Source organism: Volucribacter psittacicida, from assembly GCF_004339025.1.
In the GTDB taxonomy this organism is placed as follows: domain Bacteria; phylum Pseudomonadota; class Gammaproteobacteria; order Enterobacterales; family Pasteurellaceae; genus Volucribacter; species Volucribacter psittacicida.
This window is the reverse complement of record NZ_SMFT01000008.1, coordinates 17,475-38,522: the sequence shown is the minus strand read 5'-3', so window position 1 is coordinate 38,522 and position 21,048 is coordinate 17,475. Positions and strand designations below refer to the sequence as shown.

Here is a 21,048-nt window from a genome sequence, read left to right as displayed (position 1 = left end):
TCAGCACTGGTGTGTTAAATCTAAAATTTTCAATATTTTCAAACTCAAGCACACGAGTGCCCACACAGATTGTCTGATTTAGTTTTTAAAGAACATCTTGCTAAAAGCAAGGCTGACTATTCTAGTCAATTCGCCAAAAGCTGTCAATCCTATTTTTATTATTTTGATTGTTTTGTTTAACCCAAGATAATCTTATCTATCGGTTAAACTTCACAGCATTGCGTTGCGGAGGCGTATTATAGGGATCTTTTCTTAGCCTGCAAGAGATTTTTTATAAAAAAATCACGATTGCTTTTTTCTTAAACGATCTTGCTAGATCCTACTCACTTTCCGCCGATTAATTCAGCAAATTCTTTCACTTTTTGCCAATCGGTATATTCAATTTCTTTTGTGGTGTCGGTTTCGCCGCCTGTTAGTCGCATAATAAATTGGATCATTATGCGATCAAAGAAATTATAGCGAGGGTAATATAATGCTCCGGCAAACACCGCTTTATAAGTGGGTTGCCAGCTGATTTTTTGTAATAATTTACGGGTATAAACATTGGTTTCTGGGCTGTCTTTGCCTGCTTTTCGGGCGGTAAGATTGACCGCAAAAAAAGCACTAGGGATTTGGTTTAATTGTGCCGCATAACGTTGAATAAAAGCATTTAATTTCGGTTCAAAATGCCCATAACGGATAGAGGCACCAATAATAACACAAGAAATATTTTGAAAATCCACCGCACTTTTTTCATTTAATGCTTCAACGATAATTTCCTTATGAGGAGCTTGTTGTTGTAATTGTTCCGCAATAAAAAAGGCAATTTTTTTGGTTTGTCCATCACGACTGGAATATAAAATTAATGTTTTCATTATGATTTCCAAAAAGCTGGGCTAAATAAGACCAAGAGTGAAAAAATTTCTAAACGACCGCAAATCATAGCAAAGGTTAAGATCCATTTGGCACTATCTGGTAAATTGACCACATTGCTATGCACCATACCTAAGGCTGGCCCAAGGTTATTTAAACAAGCGATAACCGCATTGAAGGCATCAAAGATTTCTACACCGCAAGCAATGACCCCTAACAAACAGAGGATAAAGACAAAAATATAGGCGGAGAAAAATGCCCAAATACCTTCTATCGTGCGTTCAGGTAAGATGCGTTTGCCTAATCTAATGGAAGAAATCAGGTTAGGATGGATAAAGCGTTTTAGTTCTCGTTGTCCTTGTAGAAATAGCATTAAGACACGAATAACTTTTAATCCGCCTCCCGTTGAGCCTGCACAACCGCCCACAAAAGAGGCGACCAGTAATAGCATAGGAATAAAGGAGGGCCATATTTCAAAATTGGCACTGGTATAGCCTGCGGTGGTTGAAATAGATACCGCTTGCAATGCGGCTTGTTCGAGGTTGATTTCTGCGCTGGCAAAATAATCCCCTTGCCATAAAAAAACAAAACAGATCATCACTAAACATAATTGAATAGCGATAAAAAAGCGGAACTCGGGATCTTGCCAGTAAATTTGCCACAATTTTCCCTCGCCTAAGCGTGAAAAGGCGTTGAAATGTAGGGCATAGTTACAACCTGAAATCAGCAGGAAAAATACCGTAATCCAATTAATCAATGGGCTAGCAAAATAACCTAAGCTATCATCATGAGTAGAAAATCCGCCGATAGACACTGTAGAAAAACTATGGCATATGGCATCAAATAGGCTCATACCTGCGAGCCAATAAGCCAAAGCACAAACCACTGTCAATGAAGTATAAATAAACCAAAGAATTTTGGCGGTTTCGGCAATGCGGGGACGCATTTTTTCCGTTAATGCCCCTGAGGCTTCCGCTCGATATAAGGACATTCCGCCAATGCCGAGCAGAGGAATAATGGCTACCGCTAATACGATAATCCCCATTCCACCGAACCATTGTAACATTTGGCGATAAAATAAAATGGCTTTGGGCAAGCTGTCTAGCCCAATAATGGTGGTGGCTCCTGTGGTGGTTAAGCCTGAAAAAGATTCAAAAAATGCGGAGGCGAGATTGAGTTTAGGGTGTTCAAACAGCATAAAAGGGATTGCCCCAAGGCTACCTAATACTAGCCAGAATGCCACCACGATTAAAAAGCCTTCTCGAGATCGTAATTCTTCTTTATGGCGATGACCTGTCCACCATAATAAAAAGCCCAGCACAGAACTCATTAAAAAGGTTTGCACAAAAGCCGTTCCTGCCCCATCGCCATAAAATAAAGCAACGCCTGCTGGCATTAGCATAGTAACCGAGAAACAAATCACTAAAATTCCGATAATACGAATGATGGATAAAATTTGCATTATTCACACCGCACTTTTTCTATGCTTAATTGCCCCGCCGAACGCTCAGTGATTTCTTGGCGAAAAGCCTCAACATTTTGTGCACTGATGGCTAATTGAAAATGCACACGTTCGGCAAAATCTTGTTTTTCTAGCACAATATCATATTTTTCAAATACGATTTGTAGCCAATTAATTTGCCCATAATCACAGCTCAACAAGTAAGGATCTCTCAGCACTTTGATTTCTGTTTCTAGTAATTTCAAGGCTTGTTGCACACCGTTACCATAAGCTCTGACCAAGCCACCTGTGCCGAGCTGAATACCGCCATAATAACGCACCACCACTGCACAAATTTCACCGATATGACTGCCCATTAAGGCACTCAACATCGGCTTTCCTGCTGTTCCTGCGGGTTCGCCATCATCTGAGAAACCATATTGTTGGCTATCATCCGGCGAACCTGCCACCGTTGCCCAACAATGATGACGAGCATTGGGATGTTGCTGTCGCATTTGTTGCCAAAAGGCTCTCGCTTGTTCAAGGTTATCCACTTGGCGTAAATAGGTAATAAAACGGCTTTTTTTGATTTCTTCTTCAAAAACCACCGCACTTTTAGGAATAAAATACTGGCTCATATTAGCTATTGATTAACGATCATCAACCCCCACAAGCAAATACTTCCCTTGTTCATCACAAAGGCTACGAAACCCCACATTGATGATTTGATATGTCCCTTGCGAAATTTGGTTATAACTAAAATTATCATGATGATGCCCATGATAAATTTGCGATACCCCCATTTTTTCAGCAAGTTGATTAATCACCTTAAACCCTGCTGGGTGCGGTTTGGGTGCTTCATGACAAATTAAAATATCCGCTTGTTGCTGTTCTAATATTTCCACATCAGAAGGAAAAATAGAGCTACGATGGCGTAGCGGTATGCCACCACGCCAAATTTTCTCAGGAGGACAATATTGACAATAATGAATGGGATCAAAAAATAAGGGTTTATTCGGCGGCATCCAAACCTGCCCACGAAAAACGCCCCCTAATCCTGCAATCCGCTTGCCTTGAATCTCCACAATTTTGGTATGTAAATTGCGGTTTTTCCATTCCGATCCCCATAATGCCTGAAATGCGGCGGCGGTCTTACTATCGTGATTACCATGAATAAACCAGACATCACAATGCTTTGCTAACCTTTCCAATTCTTCTGTGGAAGTTAGCTGTAAATCCCCCAAAATAATCAAGGCGATATTCTCTCGCTGTTGAATAAAGGGATAAAGATGAGCAAAACTGCCATGCGGATCGCCCGCAAATAAAATCATTCTATGACTTCCTCATCAATAAATTGATAAGACTCGCCCACTTTGACTAAGTCTTCATCATTGAGAATTTTCTCAATAATGGCTTTCGCTTGATTATAGCGCTCTAAATAGCTCGGCGATTCAATTTCAATATAAGGCACCTGATATTTTTCTAATAATTTTTTCAGTAATTGCTGAAAACGTGCTCGTTGTTTCGTGCTACCCAAACTGCGTAATCCATCATCAACCCAACGGGTATTATTGTTAAGCAAAATGGTAACATCAAAGGGATATTCTTTAATCATTGAATCAAGGAAAGGGTGAGCTTTGCCTTCATATTGGATACAAAATGCTTGCGTAGTAATAAAATCCGTATCAATAATCGCCACTTTATGTGCATGGCGTACCGCATAATCAATATAACGCTGATGCCCCAATGCCATTTGTGGATAATCGGAATATTGCATAGCTTGCTCGTTGCCACCTAATTGTTCAAACACAAATTCTCGCCCATATTCCCAAGCAGAAGTGGTATTAAACACCGTAGCGAGTTTATTCACTAACACACTTTTTCCGCTACTTTCGCCACCTAAAATGGCAATGGTTTTGGCAAAAAATGGGCGAACTTCTTTGGGAATAAACTTCCAATAATGGAAAGGGTTATTACGAATTTTGGTGGCTGACACATTAAAAAAACGTCGTTCAGGATCCACTAACGCCACCTCAAGGTTGAGGTATTGTTCATAAGGAGCTTTATCCTGTATTTCACTACTAAATACCACGCTAGGATTAACATTTTTCTCAGCAAATAAGCGTTTTACCTGATCTGCCCAAGCCGCCCAGCCATTTGGGTAACTTGGTAAGCCATCTTCCACCAAATGATGAATAAAAATTTGATTTTTCTGATATTTAAAAATTTGTTGCATCCAACGTAACCGATCTTGCACCGTTGGCATCCGTTTCATTTTACTATCATAAAACAGTTTCAAATCTCGCTCGCTATCAGTACACACCACCACATGCAATTCATCAACCTTACTAAAGGCTTCATAAATCATATTAATATGCCCAGTATGCACAGGATAGAACTTACCAAAAATTACCCCTACTCGTTTATGGCTTAGATCATTAATTTGTAGCACCTTATGTAATGCCCCCAATTTCGTTGCACTTGGGTTTTTAATTTTGCCACTCACTAACTGATTGAAATAAGCTCGGGTAATATTCGCTTGTTCACAAAGCTCATTAACACGTAAATTAAGCTGTTTACGTTTTTGCTGAAGATAAGAAAAATCTGTCATAACGGCTACCTATCGGATAAAAAGTGCGGTCAAAAATCAATCTTTTTTTTCATCTTTTGCCGCAAGTAATTGTTCTACTTGTTGCTCTAATTGCGTGAGCTTTTCTCTGGTACGCACTAACACTTGGGTCTGTACCTCAAATTCTTCTCGAGTGACTAAATCTAATTTCGCTAACTGAGCTTGCAATACCTGCTTAATCTTATTTTCTGCATCTTGCCCTAAACTTTTTACGCCCTCTGGCAACACATCATGAATTTGTTGCATAATTTGTTCAATTTTTTTCGGATTTAGCATAATTTCCTCATCGATCTCATTAAGATTTGGTTATTGTATGCAATCTTGCTACAAATAAAAACATTTTTTCTTGTAAAACTTTCCGCTATACTATGCGCACATTCTCAGGGCAGGGTGTAATTCCCTACCGGTGGTAAATGCAATAGGCATAAGCCCACGAGCGGTTAACCGACTAAACGGTTAATGACAAGCAGATTTGGTGAAAATCCAAAGCCGACAGTAATAGTCTGGATGAAAGAGAATAAGCAGGGCTTGTTTATTAACAAGACCTGATTTTGTTATTATCAAAATAACCCTTTCAATCCCCCCTGATTCATTCTCATTACGTATTATTTATGAAGGAATTAACAATGAATCAGTCTTTACTTGCCGAATTCGGCAATCCACAACAACGTGTAGAAAATGCGATTGAAGCCTTTAAACAAGGGAGAGGTGTACTGGTCTTAGACGATGAAAATCGTGAAAATGAAGGCGATTTAATCTTCCCCGCTCAAACCATCACTGTGGCTCAAATGGCACAGCTTATCCGCTATGGTAGCGGTATTGTCTGTTTATGCCTTACCGATGAACATTGTCAACAATTAGACTTACCACCAATGGTCGCTAATAATACCAGCGTCAATAAAACCGCTTTTACCGTCAGCATTGAAGCTGCTGAGGGCGTTTCTACGGGCGTTTCCGCCGCTGATCGTGTTACCACGATTCAAGCCGCCATTAAAGACAATGCAAAACCAAGCGATTTACATCGCCCTGGGCATATTTTTCCCTTGCGTGCAGTAGCAGGTGGGGTAAAACAACGTCCCGGACATACCGAAGCCTCAGTGGATCTTGCTCGCCTCGCTGGCTATAAACCTGCGGCGATTATTTGTGAAATTACCAATGATGATGGCACTATGGCAAGAACCCCTGAAATTATCAAATTTGCTAAACAATTTGATTATCCTGTGATTACCATTGAAGATCTTATTGACTATTTATAATGGTTTTAATTTAAATATAACCCCTAAACTCCCACCGCCCTTAATGCCCAAATTAAAGGGCGGTCTATTTTTCCAACCTTTTTGCTGACCGCTTGCCTAACAAATGTGCATTTATTACAAAAAATTTTCTTTTTTGTGAAACCTTTCACAAAAACCTTTCAACAAATACCCTATAATAACAATCGGTAACATTATGTTTACAATACATCGTCGTTTCAATTTAAAAAAATGAGACGACTATATAACTAAACTATTATTTTTAGCGGAGTATATATGGCGTTATTTTTAAGTATTTTTCCCATTATTTTACTGATTTATCTTATGGTAAAACGTAATGGAATGCCCTCTTATATTGCATTACCTCTCATCGCCCTCTTAGTTTACATTTTACAACTGACCTATTTTGATCAAGCGGCGATTTTATTAAATGCTAATATCATTTCAGGTTTAATTTCAACCCTTACCCCCATTACCATTATTTTTGGTGCCATCTTATTTAACCGTATGATGGAAGAATCTGGCTCAACAAATGTATTACGCCAATGGCTCGCCAATATTAATCCTAATCCTGTGGCACAACTTATGATCATTGGTTGGGCTTTTGCTTTTATGGTAGAAGGGGCTTCTGGCTTTGGTACACCTGCCGCTATCGCTGCACCAATCTTAATGGGATTAGGCTTTAATCCGATTAAAGTCGCTATCTTTACTTTAGTGATGAACTCTGTACCAGTGTCTTTTGGTGCCGTAGGCACACCAACTTGGTTCGGTTTCGCCCCATTAGGTTTAAGCGAACAAACCTTGCTAGAAGTGGGCTATCAAACCGCCATTATTCACAGCATTGCTGCATTTGTTATCCCTGTGATCGGTTTACGTTTTATTGTGTCTTGGCAAGAAATTAAACGCAACCTCGGCTTTATCTATATCAGCGTATTTGCTTGTGTGATCCCTTATGTATTATTAGCCACATTCAATTACGAATTCCCGTCCTTACTCGGTGGGGCAATAGGCTTATTCATCTCCGTTTTAGTCGCCAACAAAGGCTGGGGAATTGCGAAAACTGACTTGCCAGAACAACCGCAAAAAGTATCAGGCACTGCTTTATTTAAAGCCCTATTACCAACCCTATTATTGGTATCCATTTTAGTAGTAACCCGTATCCACCAACTTGGTATCAAAGGCCTATTAAATGACACCACCCAATGGTTTAGTGTTTCTTTAGGTTGGTTAGGACAATTTGAAGTCAGTCGTGCCTTAATCTTGAGCCTAAACAATATCTTAGATCAAGGCGTAAATGACAGCTATCGTACCTTATATGTTCCCTCGCTGATTCCATTTATTGTTACCGTACTGATTTGCTTAGCGGTATTTAAAGTCAATGGTAAAACCACCAAAGTGATTTTTAGTAGCAGTTTTGCCCAAGCGAAAAAGCCATTCTTCGCCCTTTTTGGTGCATTAATTATGGTAAAATTGATGTTGCTCGGCGGAGAAAAATCTATGGTACAAATTATCGGACAGGGTTTTGCGGATGCCACAGGTTCAAACTGGACGTATTTCTCCTCTTATCTTGGTGCCATCGGTGCATTCTTCTCAGGCTCAAATACGGTATCTAACCTAACCTTTGGCGGTATCCAATACTCCATCGCACAAACTGCTGGACTTTCTACCACTTTAATTTTAGCATTGCAATCTGTCGGCGGTGCGATGGGTAATATGGTGTGCTTGAATAACATTATTGCAGTATGTAGCGTATTAAACGTACAAAACCAAGAAGGTTATATTATCAAGAAAACCGTGATTCCAATGTTTATTTATGGCATTATCGCTGCCTTAGTTGCCGTAGTGATTTTTTAATTTTCTTTATCTTTATAGTTAGTCGTTTCAAGTGAAACGACTATGTTTAATTTTGTGGGACAAGTCGCTCTTTTCTAATGAGTTATCGTCGTTTCAATTTAAAATAAGACAAGGCGGCACGCCGAAGACAGTACAAAGAGTATGGCGAGGCGTGCCAACACCCTATTATTTTAAAGTGGAATGACGATAGAAAAGAGCGGACTTTATGGAGTGATTTATGAATGTCAATTTCTATGTTACCTGCATTGGCGATGCGTTAAAAGCCAATGTAGCAAAACAGTCTGTGCTATTACTTGAAAAGTTAGGCTGTCAAATAACTTTCCTTGAACAACAAAATTGTTGTGGACAACCTGCACTGAATAGCGGTTATATTGATTCCGCTATGGCAGGGATCAAAAACCTTATCCGTACCTTTGAAGTCAATGATTACCCTATCGTTGCGCCTGCGGGATCTTGTGTCTACGCCATAAAAAGTTATGCCCATTATTTACAAAATGAACCTGAATGGGCAAAACGGGCAGAAGCGGTAGCAAACCGTTTTCACGATCTCACCGATTTTATTGTGAACCAGTTAAACATCACAGATGTAGGGGCAAAATTAGAAGGTAAAGCGGTGTATCATCCCTCTTGCAGTCTATTCCGTAAATTAGGCATTACCAGTGAACCCATCGCCTTACTCAATAAGGTACAAGGATTGGAATTATTACCCATCGCTAACCAACAAACCTGTTGCGGTTTTGGTGGCACATTCTCGGTCAAAATGGCAGAAATTTCGGGAGAAATGGTAAAAGAAAAATGCCAACACATTATGGAAGTTGAGCCAGATTATCTCATTGGTGCGGATGTGAGTTGCTTACTCAATATTGGCGGACGTTTACATCGTGAAGGGCGTTCAGTCAAAGTGATGCACATCGCCGAAGTGTTAATGAGCCAATAGGAGGAGTTATGTCATTAAAAACCAGTAATACAGCCTTTAAACCACGCATAAAAGAAGAAATTAACGACCAAATTATGCGTAAAGCCGTAGTAATGGCACAAGAACGCATTGGCAATAATCGCCAAGTTATGGTTGATGAACTTGGGCATTGGGAAGAATGGCGAGATCTTGCCAAAGAAATTCGTAACCACGTATTAGAAAATTTAGATGCCTATTTATACCAATTATCAGAAAAAGTTACCGAAAATGGTGGGCACGTTTACTTTGCGGAAACTGCCGAAGAGGCAACCCATTACATCAAACAAGTAGCCTTAGCCAAAAATGCCAAAAAAGTAGTGAAATCTAAATCTATGGTAACGGAAGAAATTGGCTTAAACCACGCCCTTGAAGCTGAAAATATTCAAGTTATTGAAAGCGATCTCGGCGAATATATTTTACAAATTGCCGATGATAAGCCCTCCCATATTGTGGTGCCAGCCATTCACCGTGATCGTTACCAAATTCAACAAATTTTACAACAAAAATTAGGCTATCAAGGGGACGCCACCCCTGAACAAATGACCCTCTTTATTCGCCAACAATTACGCAAAGAATTTCTGGAGGCGGATATTGGTATCAGCGGTTGTAATTTTGCCGTTGCTGAAACAGGTAGCGTCTGTTTAGTAACCAATGAGGGTAACCTACGCCTTGCCACTAGCCTACCCAAAACCCATATTGCGGTTATGGGAATGGAACGTCTAGCTCCAACCTTTAAAGAAGTTGATGTCTTAATTACCTTACTGGCTCGTAGTGCAGTAGGCGCAAAACTCACCAGCTATAATACTTGGCTCACTGGCCCACGCCTTGAGGGCGAAACCGACGGTCCAGAAGAATTTCACTTGGTGATAGTGGATAACGGACGCTCCAAAGCATTAGGCTCTGAATTTCAAGAAGTCTTACGCTGTATCCGCTGTGGGGCTTGCTTAAATACTTGCCCAGCCTATCGCCAAATCGGCGGACACGGCTACGGCTCAATCTATCCCGGCCCAATCGGTTCAGTAATTTCCCCTATTCTTGGCGGTTATGAAAACTTCAAGGATCTCCCTTATGCTTGTTCACTTTGTACCGCTTGTAACTCCGTATGCCCAGTGAAAATTCCCCTAGCCCAACTGTTACTCAAACACCGACAAAACATTGCAGAGCTAGGCTTAACTCATAAACTGGAACAATTTACCATTAAAGCCTTTACCTATGCCAATAGCCACCCAAGCCTATGGAAAGTGGGTATGAAAGCAGGGGCAAGAATCAGTAGCCTTATGCTTAAAAATGGCAAAGCGCCTATCAAATTTGGGGCAATCGGACAATGGACAGAAGCCCGAGATCTGCCGACCTCCGATGGCGAAAGTTTCCGTAGCTGGTTTAAAAAACATCAAGCACAACAAGGATAAAAGAAAGGACAAAGGATAACATTATGTTAGATCAACAAAATCGCCAAGCATTCCTTGCGCGTTTAGCCGAAAAAATGGGGCGAGCAAGCAGAACAGAAGTAGTAGGGCATTATCCACAGGTCAACCATTACCCTAGCACACGCCTTACAGAACTGAGCGAACAAGAACTATATCAAAAATTCGTTACCACCGCTGAGCAAACCTTAGTGGAATGTGTCGCCACCACGCCACAAAACGCCGCTCAAGATCTGCTCCAGCTTTGTGAAAAATACCAAGCCAACCGCATTATCTTAAATGATGATCAACGGCTAGTGGATTACGGCTTAACTGAAGCAATCAGCCAGCAATATCAACACCATATTTGGTCAACACAAACAAGCCAACAGAACCGCGAATTTGCCACCAATGCGGATATTGGTATTGTCTTCGCCGAATATGGCTTGACGGAGTCAGGGGGAATCGTCCTTTTTTCAAATCCACATTATGGACGTTCAGTGAGCTTACTGCCTAAAATTTCCATTGTGGTATTAAAACGTAGCACAATTCTCCCTAGGGTCGCCCAACTCAGCGAAATCCTCCATCAAAAAGCCCAACAAGGCGAACGTATGCCCTCTTGCATCAACCTTATTTCAGGACCAAGCTCAACCGCCGATATTGAACTGGTCAAAGTGGTAGGGGTACACGGCCCAATTAAATGTGCTTATTTAATTATTGATGATAAATACACCGCTTAATACCTAATCATTAAGCGAGCAATTAAACAAAGTGCGGTGTGAATTTAAAAAATTTTTTAAAAACTGACCGCGCTTTAAAAAACCCTATCGAATGTTGAATTACCCAATCGTGTTTTTTGTAAAAATTATTTTGTTTCCTGAACCAATTTCTCAACCAATTCATTGATTTCTTTTGGATTTTCCGCTTGTAATCTGAAAGGAAAATCAAGAGAAATACGACAAAGCAAAAAAACAAACCTACTTTTATGAAAAGATTTGTCAGCAGTTTGAAATACAAGTACAATCGTGCTTATTTTTAACGATCACTAATTAACGACTTGACAATAAGGAATTATTATGACAGACAGACAGACAGACAGACAGACAGACAGACAGACAGACAGACAGACAGACAGACAGACAGACAGACAGACAGACAGACAGACAGACAGACAGCGTAGCTGCTGATGAATTAGCCTGTCAAGCTTTTTTAAACAACCTTGATGCCCAACTTTGGGAATCTGCCAACAAACTCCGTCAACAATTAGACGCCGCCAATTATAAACATATCGTTCTTGGTTTTATTTTTCTCAAATATATTTCTGACAGTTTTATCAGTTTCCGAGAAAAACTGACCGCCCAACTGCAAAATCCCGCACACGAACTTTATCTTGATCCTGCTGATTTTGATGCACAACAATATCAAGAGATTTTAAATGCCGAATTGGAAACACGAGATTATTACACGGCGGAAAATATCTTTTGGGTACCGCAAGAAGCCCGTTGGGACAATATCAAAAATTACAGTACCTTAGCCAAAGGGGCGGAATTGCCTTGGGGAACAAAGTTCAAAGGCGTTGCCAATCTGATTGATGACGCCTTTACCGCCATTGAACGAGAAAACGAAAAACTGAAAGGTATTATTCAACGCATTTCTGGTTATCAAGTCGATGAAACCACGTTAATCGGTTTGATTAATCTCTTTTCCAATACCAATTTCACCCGTCCGACTTATGACGGCAAGCCAATTTCTCTCGCTGCGAAAGATATTTTAGGGCATGTTTACGAATATTTCTTAGGGCAATTTGCCTTAGCGGAAGGGAAAAAAGGCGGTCAATATTTTACGCCAAAATCCATTGTTACGTTGATTGTCGAAATGCTACAACCCTATAAAGGGCGGATTTTTGACCCAGCAATGGGATCAGGCGGTTTCTTTGTGCAAACTGAGCGATTTATTCAAGCGCATCAAGGCAAAATCAACGATGTGTCTATTTTTGGGCAGGAATTTAATCCAACCACCTGGAAACTGGCAGCGATGAATATGGCGATTCGTGGTATCGAATTTGATTTCGGTAAAAGCAATGCCGACAGTTTTACCAATCCTCAACATATTGATAAAAAGATGGATTTTGTGATGGCAAATCCGCCGTTCAATATGGACGAATGGTGGAACGAAAGTTTAGTAGATGACCCACGCTGGCAATATGGCATACCACCAAAAAGTAACGCCAACTTTGCGTGGTTACAACATATGCTTTACCACCTCGCACCAAAAGGTCGTATGGGTTTGTTATTAGCAAACGGTTCAATGAGCAGCCAAACCAATGGCGAAGGTGAAATTCGTCGGCGTTTAGTGGAAGCGGATTTAGTGGAATGTATGGTCGCTCTACCGGGTCAGCTCTTTACCAATACACAAATTCCTGCCTGTATTTGGTTTTTAAATAAAGCGAAAACTCAACAAAATAAAGTGTTGTTTATTAATGCTAGTGAAATTGGTTATATGAAAAATCGGGTATTGCGTGATTTTACCGCTGCCGATATTGCCAAAGTTGCCGATAGTTACCACGCTTGGCAAAACAACAGCGGCTATCAAGACCAAGCAGGTTTCTGCTATTCAGCCAGCCTAGACGAAATCGCCAAAAATGATTTTGTGCTTACCCCGGGACGTTATGTCGGCACACCGGAGCAAGAAGACGACGGTATTCCGTTTGAAGAAAAAATCGCAAATTTGACCGCACTTTTGCAACAGCAATTTGCACAAGGACAAGCGTTGGAACAACAGATTAAACAGAATTTGGCGATATTTGGGGGTGAGTGATGGATAAATTTAAACTCGGAGAAATAGCTACTTTCTATAATGGAAGAGCTTATAAAAATCATGAATTTAAAACAAAAGGAACTCCAATTGTTAGAATTCAAAATTTAAACAATGCTGGAACAACTGTTTATTCTGATCTGAAATTAGAAGAAACTAAATATATTGAATATGATGATTTAATATACGCTTGGTCTGCAACATTTGGACCTTATATATGGAAAGGAAAGAAAAGTATATATCACTATCATATATGGAAGATCCAATGTAATGAAAATTATATTAAAAAATATTTTCTTTATTATAAATTACATCAAATATCGAATAGTCTAAAAAATATTGGCGGTAATGGTTCTATCTTTTCACATATTACAAAAAGTTTTATGGAAAATTATGAAATATATATCCCAAAATTAGAAGTCCAAGAAAAAATAATACATATTTTAAAGACTATAGATGACAAAATAGAACTCAACACCCAAACTAACCAAACCCTAGAAGCTATGGCTCAAGCGATTTTTAAGCATTGGTTTATTGATTTTGCCCCAGTACACGCCAAAGCAAACGCCCTTGCAGCCGGCAAAACTACCGAACAAGCAGAGTTGGCAACAATGGCAAGTATTAGCGGAAAAACGGAAGCTGAAATCATTAAATTATCCAACAGCAATCCGCAAGCCTATCAACAACTGCAACAAACCGCCGCCGCTTTCCCAAGTGAGTTTGTGGAAAGTGAAATGGGATTGGTGCCGAAAGGGTGGGAGGTGAAGCCTGTTGGTGAATTATTTGAGATTGGTATAGGAAAAACTCCCCCACGCAAAGAAAATCAGTGGTTTTCTAAAAAAAATACTGATGTTCAATGGATTTCAATTAAAGATATGGGGAATAATGGAATGTTTGTTATCAATAGCAGTGAATATCTAACTAAAGATGCGGTCGATAGATTTAACATTAAACGCATTCCGCAAAATACTGTTTTATTGAGCTTTAAATTAACTATTGGTAGGGCGTCTATTACCACAACAGAAACCACAACAAATGAAGCTATTGCACATTTTAAAACAGGAAAATCTTATATTACTAGTGAGTTCTTATATTGCTATTTAAAAAATTTTGATTTTGAACAATTAGGTAATACATCTTCAATCGCTACAGCCGTTAATTCCAAAACCATTAGGAATATTAAAATAATATTTCCAACAGAAGCTATAATTAATTTATTTTCAAACCAGACAATATCTATTTTTGAAAAAATTAAAAATAATACATTGCAAAATCAAACCCTAGCCCAAACCCGAGATACATTATTGCCTAAATTATTAAATGGGGAGATTGAATTATGAATAATGAATTAATACGTTACAATCGGAAAAAAGCTGCTAACAAAAGACTCAGTGAGCTATTGTCTATTTCCAAACAAGTTCTAATTATTCATTACTCCTGTGAGAGCTTTTATGATCGTACTGATGGTTCGACACCACGAATTACTAGTATTGCAGTGAGAAATTTTGACTCAGGACAAACAGTATCGTTCTCCATACATAAAGCTGCTGAAATAGGTAAAATTAATCTTGAAGATATAATCAACAATTATGATGAACTAGAAAAAATTATGCTTTGTGATTTTTTTGAATTCATTAAGCAAAAACAAGATTATGTCTGGATTCATTGGAATATGAGGGATATAAATTATGGGTTTCAGGCTATTGAACACAGGTATAAAGTATTAGGAGGAGAGCCTAAATTTATAATTTCAGATGAGAAGAAAGTTGATTTATCAAAATTATTGATTGATATTTATGGAGAAAAATATATAAAGCATCCACGATTGGAATCATTTATTGAACTTAACGGTATATCTAAAAAAGATTTCTTAAATGGGAAAGAGGAAGCGGAAGCATGGGTTAAAAAAGAATTTGTTAAATTACACCAATCAACACTTAGAAAAGTCGATATTCTTTCCAACATATTAAACAAATTAGGAAGTAAAACGCTAAAAACTGAAACACCTATCAGAGATAGGATATATATTCATCCCAAGATAATAATTGAAGCAGTAAAAAATCATTGGATCATATCCATAATGTCTATCTTATTATTAATATATAATTTTCTTGATAAAACATTAGTACAAAAAATTTTTGGATCACTAACGAATTGTTTTAGATAGGTGATATATGCATATCAACGAATCCACCATTGAAAACCAAGCGATTGAAACCTTGCAACAACTCGGTTGGCAATATGTTCACGGCGCTACTGTTATTGAAGGCGGTCAACACCCTTATCGCAGTAGCACTAAAGAAGTCGTCCTCTTACCATTATTACGTGAAGCGATTGAACGCCTTAATCCTCAACTGCCTAACGATACTGTGGAAGAAGTGCTAAAAACCGTTACTCAAGCAGATATTCTCTCGCTAGCTGAACGTAATCAACAATTTTATCAATACCTCAAACAAGGCGTGCCTGTCCGTTATATCAATCCACAAGGTGAAGAAAAACTCGATTATGCCCGTTTAATTGATTTTCAAGCTGTCGCAAATAACCACTTACTCGTGATTAATCAGTTGGAGATTGCGGGTAAACGTGGCAAACGGATTCCTGATTTAATCGCTTTTATTAACGGTTTACCTCTTATTGTTTTTGAATTTAAAAATCCGCTTGATGTTAATGCCGATTTAAAGCGCGCATTTAATCAACTACAAACCTATCAACAAGATATCAGCGATCTCTTTGTTTATAACCAATTACAAATTATCTCTGATGGTACTTTTGCTCGGATCGGCTCACTCACCGCCGATTGGGAACGTTTTTCCCCTTGGAAAGTGGTCAATGAAAAAAATCGCAGCCAACGTATTCTTTTTGAAGATGAATTAAGCGGTTTACTCAACGGTTTAATGCAGCCTGATGCCCTGCTAGATTATATCCACTATTTTATTACTTTTGAAAGATATCAGGATTCTGTTATTAAAAAATCAGCCGCCTATCATCAATTTTATGGCGTGAATGAAGCGGTAGAATGTACCATTGCCGCTAACCAAAGCCACAGCTCAAAAATCGGCGTAGTCTGGCATACACAAGGTTCAGGCAAATCCTTATCAATGCTGTTTTATGCTGGAAAATTGATTACCCAACCTGAATTGCAAAATCCAACGATTGTGGTGGTTACCGATCGCAATGATTTGGACGGTCAACTTTATGCGACTTTCTGCAATGGACAAGAATTGATTAGAGGTACCCCAATTCAAGCAGACGGACGTGAATCATTACGTTTGGAATTAGCCAAACGGGAAAGCGGCGGCGTTATTTTTACCACGATTCAAAAGTTTGCGTTATTGGATACAGAAAACCGCCACCCTACCCTAAATGATCGACATAATATTATTGTGATCAGCGATGAAGCCCACCGTTCGCAATATGGTTTCGATGCTAAATTAAATCATAAAAGTGGCGAATATCGTGTTGGTGGCTATGCGAAACATTTACGCGATGCGTTGCCCAATGCCTCTTTTATCGGTTTTACTGGTACACCAATCAGCTTAGAAGATAAAGATACCCAAGAAGTATTTGGTAAATATGTCTCCATTTATGATATTCACGATGCGGTCGAGGACGGTGCAACAGTGCCGATTATTTATGAAGCGCGCCAAATTCCGCTTAGAGAAAGTGCTGACTTTATCCAATCGATGAATGAAGCGCAAAATATTATTGATGAGGACGAAAACAGCGACAACTTCCGCTTGCGTGAACAATTAATGGGTAACGACAGCCGTTTAAAACAGTTAGCCAAAGATTTCGTCAATCATTTTGAAACCCGTAATACGTTGTTTGACGGCAAAGCCATGCTGGTGGTTATGAGTCGCCGTATTTGCGTCAAACTCTATGAAGAAATTATTGCCTTACGCCCTGCTTGGCATAGCGACGATATTCATCAAGGCGCCATTAAAATTGTGATGACAGGATCTGCCAGTGATCCTGAAGAACTGCAAAAATATGTCTATTCCAGTTCTGATAAGAAAACGTTAGAAAAACGTTTTAAAAACCCCGATGATCCACTAAAAATGGTGATTGTGCGTGATATGTGGCTTACTGGTTTTGATGCCCCTTGTTGTCATACGATGTATATTGATAAGCCGATGCAAGGGCATAATCTCATGCAAGCCATCGCACGGGTTAATCGTGTCTTCCATAATAAAAGCCGTGATAATGGCGGCTTAATTGTGGATTATGTCGGTCTGGCGGAAGAGTTAAAAGCAGCAACCAGACAATACACGAACGCTGGCGGTAAAAGTGAAGTGAAAACCGATATTGAAACGGTTTTCCAAAAAATGTTGGAATACATTGATATCATTCGTGGACAATTTGCCACGCCTGTTGATGGTAAAAAGATTGATATTACCCAAGTTTTAACGCTAACCGACGCGAAAGAATTATTAGCCAGTATTCACCGCGCTGCCTCACATATTCTCGGTTTGGATCGTATGACTAAACCAAATCAGCATTCGCAAACGGTAACAGCAGAAAAAACACCTCGCAAAAATCGCTTTTTACAAGCTATCCGATTGGTAAAAAAAGGCTTTTCATTATGTGGTGCATTGCCTGAAACCCAACCGTACCAACAGGAAATCGCTTTTTATGATGCCGTGCGGGCAACCATTATCAAATCAGAAAATCACAGTCATCACAGCCCAAAAGAACGGCGATTAAAAATATTACGTTTAGTTAATCAAGCGGTTGCTTCCGATGAAGTGATTGATCTCTTTGATTTATTGCAACAAGAACAGCCTAATATCAGTTTATTATCAGAGGAATTTTTAGGCGTTGTAGAGAAAAGTGATACGCCTGATTTATGGCTTAGCAGCGTGGAACGCTACTTGAAAAGTGAAATCCGCACTAAAGCTGCCAACAATCTTGCCACACAAAAACGATTTGAAGAAAAATTAAAACAAGCAATGAACCAATACCATAATCACAATTTAACGGTAATGGAAATTATCCGAGAATTAGTGGAGATGGCAAAAGCCTTGCAAAATGAACTCACGAAAGGGGCAAGTTTAGGTCTTAATTCAGCGGAATTGGCGTTTTATGACGCATTAGCCCGTAATGACAGCGCAACAAAACTCATGGGCGATGAAACGTTGGTACAATTAGCTCGAGAAGTAACCAATACATTGCGTAAATCAATGACTATCGACTGGCAACACAAAGAGTCAGTGCGCGCCAAAATGCGTGTATTAATCCGTCGAATTTTATTGAAATATAAATATCCGCCTGATCTCCAAATTGAAGCCATTGAATTTGTCTTAGAACAAGCAGAAGTGGTCGCAGATAACTTGAGCAAAGAGGATTAATCTTATAGTCGTTATAATTTGAAATCAGACAAGGCGACGCGCTGAAGACAGTACAGATAGTACGGCGAAGCGCGTCAACACAGTATGATTTTAAAGTATAACGACTATACTTTGTTGCCAGCATATACAACGGACAGTAAGTCAAACTTACCTGTCCGTTTTTTTGGATAACCCTAACGGAAAAAGTGAAACATCAACAAAGAGCAAACTCGCTTTGTTACGCTTGCTCCGCCCAACGCTTCACATCAATCACAAAGCGGTATTTCACCTCGCTTTTTAGCATACGTTCAAAGGCTTGGTTAATGTTTTGCATTTCAATCTCTTCCACATCGGAAACAATATTGTGCTTGCCGCAAAAATCCAATAATTCTTGGGTTTCACGAATACCGCCGATCAAGGAGCCTGCTACCGCGCGTCTGCCCATAATCATCGGCACGGAGTTAATGGTATCTTCAATATTGCCCACTAAGCCCACCAGCACCAGCGTGCCGTTAATGGCAAGGGTTGGTAGATAAGGGTTTAAATCGTGGCGATAAGGCACCGTATCAATAATCAAATCAAACTGGTTCGCCGCCGCTTTCATTTGTTCGCTGTCGGTGGATAAAATCACCTCCGTTGCTCCTAAGCGGTAAGCATCTTCCGCTTTGTCTAGGGAGCGAGTAAACAGCGAAACTTCCGCACCCAGTGCGTCCGCCAATTTGATTGCCATATGCCCTAAGCCGCCCAGTCCGACAACCGCCACTTTTGAGCCTTTGCCAATATTCCAATGACGAAGCGGCGACCAAGTGGTAATGCCTGCGCATAAAATGGGCGCAACCGCCGACGTGTCCAAATTTTCAGGCACCCTTAACACAAAGTTTTCCGTTACCACGATTTTATCGCTGTAACCGCCGTAAGTAGGGCGATGATCGTGGCGATCAATGGCGTTGTAGGTATCAGTAAAACCGTTTTCACAATATTGCTCCAAGCCTTGTTCGCAAGAATGGCAATGCTGGCAAGAATCCACCATACAGCCCACGCCCACCAAATCGCCCACCTTGAATTTGCTGACTTTTTCGCCCACACGGCTCACTCGCCCCACCACTTCATGTCCCGGCACTAAGGGATAATGGCTAAAGCCCCAATCGTTGCGTGCTTGGTGCAAATCGCTGTGGCAAACGCCGCAATATTCCACCGTAATTTCCACATCGTCCGCGCGTAAATCACGGCGTTCAAACGCAAAAGGGGCTAAAGGGGTTGTGGCGCTTTGCGCCGCATAGCCTTTGACTTGAATACTCATTTTTTCTCTCCTATAAAATCAAAGATTAATTTGGTAAGGCATATTTTATCCCTAGAGAGAGCGAAGAATAAGCCCAAAAATGTGATAACAGTTATCAAAATTTGGTATAAATGTCGATTGGTCTGCCACTTCACTTTCAAACATTCAGGCAGCCTCGCTGCCTGAAAACTTTTTCAAAACCCACCGCCCTTTTACTCAATCATCATTCTGCGATAAAGTTTTCCACGAGGAAATCGGCGTAACAAATTTCATTTCAAATTCACGCACTTGGTAATCGGCAAGCTCAGGATAAAAACAATCCTCCGCCAAAACCTTTTCCAATTCCGCGCGGCTCTCCACATTGGCAATCAGCAAACCTGAGGGTTGAGGCGTGTCGGTATAAGGTCCTGCTAATACCAATACCCCTTGTTCAATGTATTTTTGTATCCATGCCACATGGGAAGGCAATAAGGCTTGTTGTTGCTGTTCGCTCACATGGGCTTTTACCGTAACGTTGATTAAAAACATGGTTTACTCCTTTTGATTAAATACTAAATCCGCCATCTACCGCAATATCCGCGCCTGTAATAAACTTCGCTAATGGCGATCCAAGAAATGCCACCATATTGGCAATATCTTCCGATTGTCCAAAATGCCCTAAAGGAATAAGCTGAGTAACACGTTCTTTGTGGGCTTGAGCTTGTTCATCGGATAACTGCGTTTTGTCATAAATAGGCGTATCAATCGGTCCAACAGCAATGTTATTAACTCTGATCCCCTCCTTGGCAAACTCTTTTGCCCACGCCAAAGTGAGTGTTTTTAATGCAGATTTACTGGCTGAATACACGGACATATTTGCCAAAGGTTGATTTGCCACAGCTGAACCAATATTAATAATATTCCCTTGACAAGCCCTTAATAAGGGTAATGCTTGTTGAGTAAGGTACACCACTGCGCGCACATTGATATTAAATACTTGATCAAATTCATCTAATGATTGCTCAGTTAATGGAGTAACGGGTGCCATACCTGCATTATGTACCAATAAATCTAAGCGTTGAAACGCCCTATTGACCTGCGCAATTAACGCTTGAACCTGATTTGGATCACCAATATCTGTTTCAATGGGGATAATATTTTGATGCAATGTCGCACAATCTGTTAAGGTCGTTGCATTTCTCCCCCTAACAAAAACCTTTGCGCCTAAATGCGCTAATTTGACCGCTATGCCTTGTCCAATC

17 protein-coding genes, 1 pseudogene and 1 riboswitch are annotated in these 21,048 nt (G+C 39.9%); of the genes and pseudogenes, 9 read left to right on the top strand and 9 right to left on the bottom strand.

The features are described from left to right. Nucleotides 1–323 precede the first annotated feature (323 nt). Genes hemG through ubiK form a run of 6 tightly spaced genes read right to left on the bottom strand, consistent with a single transcriptional unit; the run spans nt 324 to nt 5,198 of the window. The gene (gene hemG, locus EV694_RS10685) at nt 324–854 is read right to left on the bottom strand and encodes a menaquinone-dependent protoporphyrinogen IX dehydrogenase (RefSeq protein WP_132692348.1); all 531 of its coding nucleotides are present in this window, start codon (nt 852–854) and stop codon (nt 324–326) included. Then, nucleotides 854–2,314 (bottom strand): TrkH family potassium uptake protein, encoded by a 1,461-nt coding sequence (locus EV694_RS10680; RefSeq protein WP_132692346.1) that lies wholly within the window; start codon nt 2,312–2,314, stop codon nt 854–856. The genes hemG and EV694_RS10680 overlap by 1 nt, the downstream gene beginning before the upstream one ends. Continuing rightward, entirely contained in the window at nt 2,314–2,931 is a 618-nt protein-coding gene (locus EV694_RS10675) for a YigZ family protein (protein WP_132692344.1), read from the bottom strand. The genes EV694_RS10680 and EV694_RS10675 overlap by 1 nt, the downstream gene beginning before the upstream one ends. Before the next feature lie 12 nt (nt 2,932–2,943). Continuing rightward, the gene (locus EV694_RS10670; protein ID WP_132692342.1) at nt 2,944–3,624 is read right to left on the bottom strand and encodes a metallophosphoesterase family protein; all 681 of its coding nucleotides are present in this window, start codon (nt 3,622–3,624) and stop codon (nt 2,944–2,946) included. Then, entirely contained in the window at nt 3,621–4,904 is a 1,284-nt protein-coding gene (gene nadR / locus EV694_RS10665; RefSeq protein ID WP_132692340.1) for a multifunctional transcriptional regulator/nicotinamide-nucleotide adenylyltransferase/ribosylnicotinamide kinase NadR, read from the bottom strand. Before nadR ends, EV694_RS10670 begins: the two co-directional genes overlap by 4 nt. A gap of 36 nt (nt 4,905–4,940) precedes the next feature. Then, complete coding sequence (ubiK, locus tag EV694_RS10660; RefSeq protein WP_132692338.1) at nt 4,941–5,198, bottom strand: ubiquinone biosynthesis accessory factor UbiK; 258 nt, start codon at nt 5,196–5,198, stop codon at nt 4,941–4,943. A gap of 96 nt (nt 5,199–5,294) precedes the next feature. Next, nucleotides 5,295–5,445, top strand: a riboswitch (FMN riboswitch). 103 nt (nt 5,446–5,548) lie between these two features. On the opposite strand from ubiK, the gene ribB reads away from it, so the two are divergent. The 9 genes and pseudogenes from ribB to EV694_RS10615 all read left to right on the top strand — a co-directional run bounded on the left by ribB (nt 5,549) and on the right by EV694_RS10615 (nt 18,549). Further along, complete coding sequence (ribB, locus tag EV694_RS10655; RefSeq protein ID WP_132692336.1) at nt 5,549–6,178, top strand: 3,4-dihydroxy-2-butanone-4-phosphate synthase; 630 nt, start codon at nt 5,549–5,551, stop codon at nt 6,176–6,178. Between the two features lie 273 nt (nt 6,179–6,451). Beyond that, nucleotides 6,452–8,029 (top strand): L-lactate permease, encoded by a 1,578-nt coding sequence (locus EV694_RS10650; RefSeq protein ID WP_132692334.1) that lies wholly within the window; start codon nt 6,452–6,454, stop codon nt 8,027–8,029. 217 nt (nt 8,030–8,246) lie between these two features. Continuing rightward, a complete protein-coding gene (locus tag EV694_RS10645) occupies nt 8,247–8,966 on the top strand; it encodes a (Fe-S)-binding protein (protein ID WP_132692332.1) in 720 nt (239 codons plus the stop codon). Nucleotides 8,967–8,974: 8 nt separating this feature from the next. Further along, nucleotides 8,975–10,393, top strand: a complete 1,419-nt coding sequence (locus EV694_RS10640; RefSeq protein ID WP_132692330.1) for a LutB/LldF family L-lactate oxidation iron-sulfur protein — start codon at nt 8,975–8,977, stop codon at nt 10,391–10,393. Nucleotides 10,394–10,416: 23 nt separating this feature from the next. After that, the gene (locus EV694_RS10635; RefSeq protein ID WP_132692328.1) at nt 10,417–11,127 is read left to right on the top strand and encodes a LutC/YkgG family protein; all 711 of its coding nucleotides are present in this window, start codon (nt 10,417–10,419) and stop codon (nt 11,125–11,127) included. Between the two features lie 457 nt (nt 11,128–11,584). Further along, nucleotides 11,585–13,204: pseudogene (locus EV694_RS10630) on the top strand (class I SAM-dependent DNA methyltransferase); the annotation flags it as partial. Beyond that, complete coding sequence (locus tag EV694_RS10625) at nt 13,204–14,541, top strand: restriction endonuclease subunit S (protein WP_132692326.1); 1,338 nt, start codon at nt 13,204–13,206, stop codon at nt 14,539–14,541. The pseudogene EV694_RS10630 and the gene EV694_RS10625, both read left to right, overlap by 1 nt. Beyond that, on the top strand, nt 14,538–15,368 hold the full coding sequence (locus EV694_RS10620) for a hypothetical protein (protein ID WP_207859835.1): 831 nt from the start codon (nt 14,538–14,540) through the stop codon (nt 15,366–15,368). The genes EV694_RS10625 and EV694_RS10620 overlap by 4 nt, the downstream gene beginning before the upstream one ends. A 7-nt stretch (nt 15,369–15,375) precedes the next feature. Further along, nucleotides 15,376–18,549, top strand: coding sequence for a type I restriction endonuclease subunit R (locus EV694_RS10615; protein ID WP_132692324.1), 3,174 nt, complete (start codon nt 15,376–15,378; stop codon nt 18,547–18,549). Between the two features lie 217 nt (nt 18,550–18,766). Here the strand turns inward: EV694_RS10615 and EV694_RS10610 are convergent, their stop codons facing one another. From EV694_RS10610 to EV694_RS10600, 3 genes are all read right to left on the bottom strand, one after another. Then, nucleotides 18,767–19,828 carry an NAD(P)-dependent alcohol dehydrogenase gene (locus tag EV694_RS10610; RefSeq protein WP_132692322.1) on the bottom strand — a complete coding sequence of 354 codons (1,062 nt, stop codon included), beginning with the start codon at nt 19,826–19,828 and terminating at the stop codon, nt 18,767–18,769. Between the two features lie 195 nt (nt 19,829–20,023). Continuing rightward, entirely contained in the window at nt 20,024–20,335 is a 312-nt protein-coding gene (locus EV694_RS10605) for a YciI family protein (RefSeq protein ID WP_132692320.1), read from the bottom strand. Between the two features lie 16 nt (nt 20,336–20,351). After that, on the bottom strand, nt 20,352–21,035 hold the full coding sequence (locus EV694_RS10600) for an SDR family NAD(P)-dependent oxidoreductase (protein ID WP_243646027.1): 684 nt from the start codon (nt 21,033–21,035) through the stop codon (nt 20,352–20,354). Between the last annotated feature and the right edge of the window lie 13 nt (nt 21,036–21,048).

What these genes read in the sequence shown, in the direction of transcription:
- hemG (WP_132692348.1), bottom strand. Translation starts at nt 854, where the DNA reads ATGAAAACATTAATTTTATATTCCAGTCGTGATGGACAAACCAAAAAA.
- EV694_RS10680 (WP_132692346.1), bottom strand. Translation starts at nt 2,314, where the DNA reads ATGCAAATTTTATCCATCATTCGTATTATCGGAATTTTAGTGATTTGT.
- EV694_RS10675 (WP_132692344.1), bottom strand. Translation starts at nt 2,931, where the DNA reads ATGAGCCAGTATTTTATTCCTAAAAGTGCGGTGGTTTTTGAAGAAGAA.
- EV694_RS10670 (WP_132692342.1), bottom strand. Translation starts at nt 3,624, where the DNA reads ATGATTTTATTTGCGGGCGATCCGCATGGCAGTTTTGCTCATCTTTAT.
- nadR (WP_132692340.1), bottom strand. Translation starts at nt 4,904, where the DNA reads ATGACAGATTTTTCTTATCTTCAGCAAAAACGTAAACAGCTTAATTTA.
- ubiK (WP_132692338.1), bottom strand. Translation starts at nt 5,198, where the DNA reads ATGCTAAATCCGAAAAAAATTGAACAAATTATGCAACAAATTCATGAT.
- ribB (WP_132692336.1), top strand. Translation starts at nt 5,549, where the DNA reads ATGAATCAGTCTTTACTTGCCGAATTCGGCAATCCACAACAACGTGTA.
- EV694_RS10650 (WP_132692334.1), top strand. Translation starts at nt 6,452, where the DNA reads ATGGCGTTATTTTTAAGTATTTTTCCCATTATTTTACTGATTTATCTT.
- EV694_RS10645 (WP_132692332.1), top strand. Translation starts at nt 8,247, where the DNA reads ATGAATGTCAATTTCTATGTTACCTGCATTGGCGATGCGTTAAAAGCC.
- EV694_RS10640 (WP_132692330.1), top strand. Translation starts at nt 8,975, where the DNA reads ATGTCATTAAAAACCAGTAATACAGCCTTTAAACCACGCATAAAAGAA.
- EV694_RS10635 (WP_132692328.1), top strand. Translation starts at nt 10,417, where the DNA reads ATGTTAGATCAACAAAATCGCCAAGCATTCCTTGCGCGTTTAGCCGAA.
- EV694_RS10625 (WP_132692326.1), top strand. Translation starts at nt 13,204, where the DNA reads ATGGATAAATTTAAACTCGGAGAAATAGCTACTTTCTATAATGGAAGA.
- EV694_RS10620 (WP_207859835.1), top strand. Translation starts at nt 14,538, where the DNA reads ATGAATAATGAATTAATACGTTACAATCGGAAAAAAGCTGCTAACAAA.
- EV694_RS10615 (WP_132692324.1), top strand. Translation starts at nt 15,376, where the DNA reads ATGCATATCAACGAATCCACCATTGAAAACCAAGCGATTGAAACCTTG.
- EV694_RS10610 (WP_132692322.1), bottom strand. Translation starts at nt 19,828, where the DNA reads ATGAGTATTCAAGTCAAAGGCTATGCGGCGCAAAGCGCCACAACCCCT.
- EV694_RS10605 (WP_132692320.1), bottom strand. Translation starts at nt 20,335, where the DNA reads ATGTTTTTAATCAACGTTACGGTAAAAGCCCATGTGAGCGAACAGCAA.